The following is an 8,000-nucleotide window of genomic DNA, read 5'->3' as shown; positions in this document are numbered from 1 at the left end:
CCAGAGTTCAGGTTAAATAATTACACTGTTAAACGGGTGATACGCGAAGTGCTCACTGCAAATATGTTTTAAACACTTGATGGCAATTAAAGAGCGTTTTGTTCTGTGGGTAGCATCAGGTTTGACTAAGCAACAAGTAATAGAGTGTATTAAAACGTTTTTGTAAAAGTACAGCTGATATTCCTCTCTTTTAAGGCGTAGATGCTGAGCATTTGAGTCATGACTCACGCGCAGTTATTAGCTACATATAAAACTAGTGTACTGATTTTTAAATCAATATTTTGGAAAAACAAAGGAGTGAAGTGTGTATATTGGTGAGATCGCAACCCGTTGTGGTGTATCCGTAAAAACCGTTCGGCATTATGAAGCGATTGGTTTGTTAAGTGACATTAAGCGACTAGGTAGTTACCGTATTTATGAAAACGCTGATGTAGAGTTTGTCACACTAATAAAACGAGCGCAGTTATTGGGGTTGAGCTTAGCTCAACTTAAACAGCTTAAAATTGGTCGACATGATTTGGATTGGCCTGCCGTAATGGCTTTACTCGAGGAAAAGAAGCAGCAAGTATTGATCGATATTACTGCGCTTGAGCAACAAAAAGAGCTGCTAGATTTTTATCATCGCGATATAAAGATTTGTCTGGATAACCAAGTATTAGGCTAACGGTGCTTGACTCTACCCTTTAGGGTAGGGTGTATGCTGCTACTTTTAATGGAGTAGTTAGTATGAAAAAACGTATTTTAGTGATTGATGCAAATCCAAAACAAGCTAGCTTTTGCGACGCTTTAGCAAAGAGCTATAGTCAAAGTTGTAATAGTGAGTGTGAGGTACATACGCTCTCTCTTAGTGCTATGACATTTGATCCCAATTTAACTAATGGCTATGAAAATGAGCAACGGCTAGAAGCTGACTTAGTTGATTTTCAAACACAGTTACAAAGGGCTGAACACATCGTGTTGTTTATACCCGTCTGGTGGGGTGGCCTGCCTGCAAAGTTCAAAGGTTTGATTGATCGAACGTTTTTACCTGGATTTGCTTTTCAATATCAGCCAAATAAAACAATTCCCGACAAGCTGCTGAAGGGGCGTACTGCAGAGATCATTTTAACCCTGGACACACCAGCTTGGTATTATCGCTTTATCCAAGGCAGCCCGGTTAAAAAGCAGCTCAAACACACTATTTTAGGATTTTGTGGTATCAATGTGCGTTCAACAGATTATATTGGGCCTATTGTAACGTCATCCCCTGAGCAACGTAAAAAGTGGCTTAAGCAGATAGCAAAAAAGGCAATGAAATGAGAATATTGCTTTAGATAAATGAATAAAAATAAAAAAGAGGATCAGCGTGCAGTTACGTATTGCAAAACTAATTTTCGCAGGCAGCTTACTAACACTTGCAGCCTGTTCAGGCGAAGCTGTTTTTGAATCTCCACCTATATCACAGTTTCAACATACAGACGAAACCGTAAAATCCGCAGCTGTGTCTAGTGATGGGCAGCTGAGTGTTGTATCAGAGCACGGCAAAGTGTGTGTATGGGATAATACCAACAATACACTTATCTTTGAATGTATCACTGGTGATGACGCTAATTATGTTGAGTTAGTCGGGTTGAGTGACGACAAAACCACATTCTATATCTCAAATAGAATGGCGATACATGTTTTTTCAGTGCAAACAGGGCAGTTAATTGGCAGTTGGTCTACAGGTCAAAATATAGCGCGCGACATTGCTATATCTGCTGATGGGCATTTATTACTCGTTGGCTATCGCACTGGCGAAGCGGATGTGATCAATACACAAACTAAACACAATACGGTATTTAAAATCCATCGACTTGATATTAATTCTGTAGCCCTATCAGCTGATGGGGGCACTGCGTTAAGTGGCTCAAGTGATAAACATGCTTATTTGTGGTCAACCGCCAATGGTAAAATTTTGCAAGAATATAAACTTGCGACACGCGTTAACCATGTCAGTATGAATGAACAAGGTAGCATAGGTTTTGCGATTGACTCTGTGGATGATCGCATTTTTCTTGATTTAAAGTCAGGTGAAGAACTAGCGGAACTAAATATCTTTGCTAACTTTATTGAGTTTAACGACTCACAGTTCATTAATAATGATAAATGGTTTTTAACTGGCTCGCCTAAAAGCAAAATTTATTTATGGCAGGTTGCCAGTGGTAATTTATTGGCTGAATACGGTGCGGCGGAAAAAGGCCAACGTAGCTCAATTTTAGCCGTCGGGTTTGATGAAGTCACTCAGCGAATCTTCACACATAACAGCAATGGTACGCTTGAAGTATGGCCTTATCAAAGTCAAAGCAAAAAAGACTAATGTGGTCTTGAGGTATAACCATTTTAATATCATGAGGGTGTGGTGCTATTTGCTTTTTTAGTGCTGCACATTTATTTTCAAAAATGAAAAGCGGTTTTTGTTTGTTTTACTAAGTTGTAAAGGGGGTTTCCAACGGCTAAACAGGGGGTATGAAAAACCCGTTAACTGATTAACGTTTCGCGTTTATACACAGTGCTTTAATTTCGTGTATTAAAGCGATGCCATTTGCATTATCGCCATGAACACACAAACTATCTGCGTTTAAGGTTACTTTTTTACCGCTATTCGTTGTGACCGTTCTCTCACTAAGCAGCTGATTTACTTGAGCCAGCATGGCGGCTTTATTATGTACGCTACCTGCCACATTTCGCGATACTAGGCGGCCTTCGTCTGTGTATTGTCTATCTGCAAAGGCTTCTAAAATTAGCGTGATGCCATATTGTTGTGCTAGCTGTTTATGCTGTTTTGCTTCGTTGGTTGCTAAAATCATTAACTTTAATGAAGTCGAGTAACGAGCTATAGCCTCCATGACTGTGTTTAAAATAGCGTCATCAATCATCATATCATTATAAAGTGCGCCATGAGGCTTAACATAACCCAGTGTTAGACCATGTACTTTCGCCATACCTTCTAAGGCTGCGATTTGATAGTGTAGGCAGTTGGTTAACTCATCTTTTGAAAGTCTCATTGAGCGTCTACCAAACCCTTGTTTATCTGGGTAACTTGGGTGCGCGCCAATCTCTACAGCGTTCTGCTTTGCAAGTATTAATGTTTTTGCAATCACGTCACTATCACCCGCATGAAAGCCGCAGGCTATATTGGCCATATCAATGTGTGGCATTACTTGATCATCAAGCCCCATTTGCCATGCACCAAAACTTTCACCTAAATCACAATTGAGCTTCATAACTTTTCGCTTAACGTTTATAAATTTAATAAAACATAACTAATGTTCACATGCAGCAGGGCGGCTCTTTACTGCTGTGCCACTAAAAGGAGGCTATATGTGCATTTTGAATATCAGTAATTAACATATGTCCTGGGCTATGCGTAATGCAGAAATCTGGTGCAGCTTTAGCTATTGCAACTTGCGCTGTAACACCACATGCCCAAAAAACAGGTACTTCATCCTCTTTTATGCTAACAGACTCACCATAGTTCGGCCGATTTATATTTTTAATACCAATAGCGGCAGGGTCACCAAAGTGAATGGGGGCGCCATGAAAATCAGTAAATCGGCTGCAAATTTGGATTGCACGAATAGCATCGGCAGGTTTCATTGGTCGCATACTAACCACCATATTACCGTGAAAAATACCGGCACTTTCGCTTGGAATGTTGGTGATATACATAGGTACGCTTTTATGTTCAGTCACATTGCGTATTTCAATGCCAGCGTCTTTTAAAGAGTCTTCAAATGAAAATGAACTGCCTATCAAAAAGCTAACTAAATCATCTTGCCAGTACTCTTTGATATTCGTAACTTCATCAACAAGCTGACCTTTTTTATAAATCCGGTAGCGAGGAAGATCTGTTCTGATATCTAAATCATGTGCAACATTAGGAATGTTAACTGCACCAGGGTGTTGGCTACTCGCAATGATAGGGCATGCTTTTTTATTGGCTTGGCAGAATTGTAAAAAATCAAATGCGTAACGCTTAGGTAAAATCACTAAACTTGCCTGCACGAAGCCGGGTACAAAGCCTGATGTACTGCCTGTATAATCTTCATTACGGATCATGTTGCGGATAGCGTAAGGGGTTGTCAGTGAAGCGTTATGTTGCATAGAGTCCTCTAATTACGGTTAAAGCCGTTTACCGTGACAGGTAATTTACCTGTTGCAATGTGTTTTCCAACTAATACTTTAGCAAGAGCCGTAAAAGCAGGTCCTGCTACTTTAACATTATTATCTACATCTATGTTATACGCATAAGTTGCTAGAATTGCATCAGCATATTGGCTGAATTTTGCAATATCGTAAGGAGCACGAAGACTAATAAACACCGTTTTTTTATTCGCCAGCTGTGATTGCTTTAACAGCTTTTCTAGCACAGCGCCTTGCTCCGATTTAGCAACCTTAAATTCAGGGTCATCAGCTAAATCATCTATACCGCCAATTTCAACAGCACTTTGCGCAGGCGATGCATTTGCAGCAATGATGACATCTGCTTGATTGATTGCTTTAAGTGTCGTGTTAGGATCAAAGCCCTGAAGGCTTGTGCAAGAGAAATCATAACTGTTATCGGCATGCTCTTTGATAGCCTGCTCAAGAGCTATACACTTTCGCGTGTCAGGCATAATAAGGTGTATTTTTAGATTGTTAGCTAGTTTTAAAGGAAGTGTTTGGTTTTCATTTTTAACCTCAGTGATAGCCGCTAAGGCTAGTTGAGCTTCAACCGCACGATGCGTTGGCTTACCTAAAGTACGTTGCGCTGCTTTAATGGCACTAGACTCATCGAGCACAGTGGTTAGTTTAAACTTTTCTTTTAGGTGTAAAATCCTTTGTGCTGATAAAGCGACTTCCTGAGCATCTAAGTTACCCTTTTCTACCTCTTTAACAAGGCGTTCTATTAGTTCTTTCAGCTCGATTAAGTCATCAGGTTGGCGAATTTCGATTGGCATTAGAGCGATATCAACACCTGCCGAAAATGTATTCACGACGGCTTCAACGGGTTCAAAAAAGTGGCTGATCCCGGCCATATCAAGCGCATCAGTTATAACAACTCCTTGGTAGTTTAATTCACCCCGTAAAAGGTCAGTTATGATCTTACGTGACATTGTGGCCGGCTTTATCATGGTTTTGCCGTCTTTACTTACAAAAGTGCTGTCATCAAGCGCGGGATATTGAATATGAGCTGTCATGATCATGCCAGGATTTTGGCTTTTAATAATATCTTTAAATGGTGGTAAATCTTGCTGCCAAATTGTATTTTTATCGTGCTTGACTCTAGGCAGACCAGTATGACTGTCCACGTTTGTATCCCCGTGGCCTGGAAAATGTTTAAGCGACGTGATTACACCGTTATCTTCAAAAGCAGCTACTTGTGCGCCACCAAGTATACCAACTAAAGTTGGATCTTCGCTGTATGAACGCACATTGATAACAGGATTATCAGGATTAATATTCACATCAATTGTAGGCGCGTAATTGACGTTGACACCAATTGCTTTGAGCTCATCAGCAATTACGTGCGCTGATTGTGACGCAAACTTTGTACCGTGCGAAGGGTAAGTAGCGCCGATAGACATGTTACCGGTAAATGAAGTGCCTATATGACGCGGTATCCTAGCAACACGTCCACCCTCTTGATCTATTGATATAAATAACGGGGCACGTAAAGTTGATTTGGCTGCGGCTTGTTGCATTTGATTATTGAGCTTTACAATTTGTGCAACATTTTCAATGTTTTCAGCAAAAAGAATAACGCCACCAATATTATGTTGGGTGATCGTTTGCGCTAAATCTTGAGGAAGTTCAGTCATTGGCTGGCGACATCTATTTTTACTGCCTTTCTCACAGTAATAACGAAAATCAAGCATCAGCTTTTGGCCAATTTGTTGTTCAAGCGTTAAGTTTGTTGCTGCGATAGTCGATTTCATTGAAATAATGCACCCTAATCCAAAGGTAATTGATGTAATGGCAAGCTTAGTTAACACTATTAGCTCCAAAGCTGTCTTGTTTAAAGCTACGTGACAGAGAGACTTTAAACTTTAAAAAAATTGAATGATTTACGCTGCTAAAACTTTAGTTGCTTCGATAATCAGCTGTAAATGAATAAAGCAATATCTTATTAATTCTATCCTAAAACCTAGCTTAAAAACTAACGGATCATAGCGTAGAGTACGATTAAAATATCAAAAAAGTATATGTTGAACAAAGTGGGAGTAATTACTTGAGTTTTTGTTCTAAATCAACTGTAGGTATGCTTGTCATAGCTTTTATTAATACATTTTGCTAGTATTTGTACACTTTGTAGCCAAGGAATGTTAAGGCGAATTACTGTAAAAGTTGAGTATTATTTTGCATCGCTTCAAGAAACATTTAACAGTTAAATTAGACTTAAAAAAGTTAATCCTTTTTTTAGCTATCTCTGCCACCATTGTGACATTTTTGAATGGCTTTTATTCTAGCTATCAAGTGCAAAAGCAACAGTTGCAGCTACAAACTCTTAAAAGCCAAAGTGCTTATGCCGCAAAGTTGGGGCTAGCAACGGATCGATTTTTACAAGCTGCACAACAACAACTTGCCTACTCAGCCAAGGTTATTGCTGATGATTTCTATAATGTTACAACCTACCAGCAAGAGGTCGAGCGTTTAAGGCTACAAACTAACAGTTTTAATTCGACGGTGATTGTTGAGGCAAAAGGCAAAGTGCTTGACGTATCACCAGCGAGTTTGCAGTTAAAGGGTCATCAACTGCAAAGCCAAGGAGCAAAACAAGCGCGGTTAGTCAAAAAGCCCATGATAAGCGAACCTTATATTTCTGCGGCCAATAACTTAATTATCTTTATTTCACACCCAATTTTTAACAAAGACAATGAATACCTTGGGTATGTTGGTGGCAGTATTTATTTAAAAGAAGCCAGTATTTTGCATAGTTTGCTACAAATTCACTTTCATGAAGATGGTTCATATTTGTATGTCGTTGATAAAAACAGACGATTACTTTATCACCCTGATAAGTCGCGTATAGGTGAACATGTGTACGATAATAATGTCATCGAAGCGGTGCTAAAGGGCCAAAGCGGCACGCAAGAGTTAACAAATAGCCAAGGCTTAACAGTGTTGGCCGGTTATGCTCCTTTAACACAAGCTCATTGGGGGATTATAACTCAGCGTCCGTTAGCTAAAACACTCGAGCCACTTGATGGGTTAATGGTTAGCGTACTTTACCGCACGATACCAATAGGTTTAGCCACTTTTATTTTCATTTTGCTGCTTGCCCGTTTTATAGCACACCCTCTACGCGATTTAGCACACACTGCTAATATGTTAGATGATCCCGCTGCATCTTCAGCGCTTAAAAATGTGAAATCATGGTACTTTGAAAGTGCTGAATTACGTAAAGCAATGCTCAAAGGTGTTGCTGTGTTGCACAATCGAATTGGTGCATTACATCAAGAGGCCAGTACCGACCCTCTAACAGGACTCAATAATCGACGCAGCCTGGATACTATTTTGGCGCAATTAATAGATACTAATACCTCTTTTGCAGTATTAGCGCTCGATATTGATTACTTTAAACGCGTCAATGATCAGTATGGCCATGACATTGGGGATATTGTTCTTCAATCGTTGGCGGGAATTGTTTCTGATGTAACTCGCAGTAGTGATTTTGTTGCGCGCACAGGTGGAGAAGAGTTTATTGTTATTTCACCTAATGCTGATGCAAATACAGCCTATGCCTTGGCTGAGCGCATCCGTTTAAGTGTTGCACAAACAGAGATACCCCCAGTGGGATATATTAATATATCAATCGGTATAGCGGGCTGGCCTGCTGATGAATTACCGATAGAATCTATATTGAAACATGCCGACCAAGCACTCTACGAAGCTAAGAATATTGGGCGCAACCGATGTGTGCTTGCCCCTGGATATGAATAGTATTGATACATAAGTCGCTTAAAAATAGGGGGCTCTTCAGTTTTTTATAACTGAAG

At 39.9% G+C, this 8,000-nt stretch carries 7 protein-coding genes; 4 read left to right on the top strand and 3 right to left on the bottom strand.

All coding sequences use genetic code 11. The features are described 5' to 3' along the window. Positions 1-304 precede the first annotated feature (304 nt). The 3 genes from C7Y70_RS04315 (at position 305) to C7Y70_RS04305 (ending at position 2,338) form a co-directional block, all read left to right on the top strand. A complete protein-coding gene (locus C7Y70_RS04315; protein WP_099293180.1) occupies positions 305-664 on the top strand; it encodes a MerR family DNA-binding transcriptional regulator in 360 nt (119 codons plus the stop codon). A 62-nt stretch (positions 665-726) separates the two neighbouring features. Continuing rightward, on the top strand, positions 727-1,299 hold the full coding sequence (locus C7Y70_RS04310) for an NAD(P)H-dependent oxidoreductase (RefSeq protein WP_135473504.1): 573 nt from the start codon (positions 727-729) through the stop codon (positions 1,297-1,299). Positions 1,300-1,345: 46 nt separating this feature from the next. Next, entirely contained in the window at positions 1,346-2,338 is a 993-nt protein-coding gene (locus C7Y70_RS04305; protein ID WP_135473503.1) for a hypothetical protein, read from the top strand. Between the two features lie 169 nt (positions 2,339-2,507). Here the strand turns inward: C7Y70_RS04305 and C7Y70_RS04300 are convergent, their stop codons facing one another. The 3 genes from C7Y70_RS04300 to C7Y70_RS04290 form a co-directional block, all read right to left on the bottom strand. Beyond that, the gene (locus tag C7Y70_RS04300) at positions 2,508-3,245 is read right to left on the bottom strand and encodes a 5-oxoprolinase subunit PxpA (RefSeq protein WP_135473502.1); all 738 of its coding nucleotides are present in this window, start codon (positions 3,243-3,245) and stop codon (positions 2,508-2,510) included. An 82-nt stretch (positions 3,246-3,327) separates the two neighbouring features. Further along, positions 3,328-4,125 (bottom strand): putative hydro-lyase, encoded by a 798-nt coding sequence (locus C7Y70_RS04295; protein WP_135473501.1) that lies wholly within the window; start codon positions 4,123-4,125, stop codon positions 3,328-3,330. A gap of 8 nt (positions 4,126-4,133) precedes the next feature. Then, positions 4,134-5,945 (bottom strand): glycoside hydrolase family 3 protein, encoded by a 1,812-nt coding sequence (locus tag C7Y70_RS04290; RefSeq protein ID WP_135473667.1) that lies wholly within the window; start codon positions 5,943-5,945, stop codon positions 4,134-4,136. A 496-nt stretch (positions 5,946-6,441) separates the two neighbouring features. Between C7Y70_RS04290 and C7Y70_RS04285 the strand changes: the two genes are divergently transcribed. After that, entirely contained in the window at positions 6,442-7,944 is a 1,503-nt protein-coding gene (locus C7Y70_RS04285) for a diguanylate cyclase (RefSeq protein WP_348631084.1), read from the top strand. Positions 7,945-8,000 lie beyond the last annotated feature (56 nt).

Source organism: Pseudoalteromonas sp. KS88 (genome assembly GCF_004766475.1).
Taxonomy (GTDB): Bacteria; Pseudomonadota; Gammaproteobacteria; order Enterobacterales; family Alteromonadaceae; genus Pseudoalteromonas.
This window is presented reverse-complemented; position numbering and strand designations above follow the sequence as displayed.

Bases quoted from the DNA above. Each gene is read 5' to 3' on its own strand.
- C7Y70_RS04310 (WP_135473504.1), top strand. From the start codon at position 727: ATGAAAAAACGTATTTTAGTGATTGATGCAAATCCAAAACAAGCTAGC.
- C7Y70_RS04300 (WP_135473502.1), bottom strand. From the start codon at position 3,245: ATGAAGCTCAATTGTGATTTAGGTGAAAGTTTTGGTGCATGGCAAATG.
- C7Y70_RS04295 (WP_135473501.1), bottom strand. From the start codon at position 4,125: ATGCAACATAACGCTTCACTGACAACCCCTTACGCTATCCGCAACATG.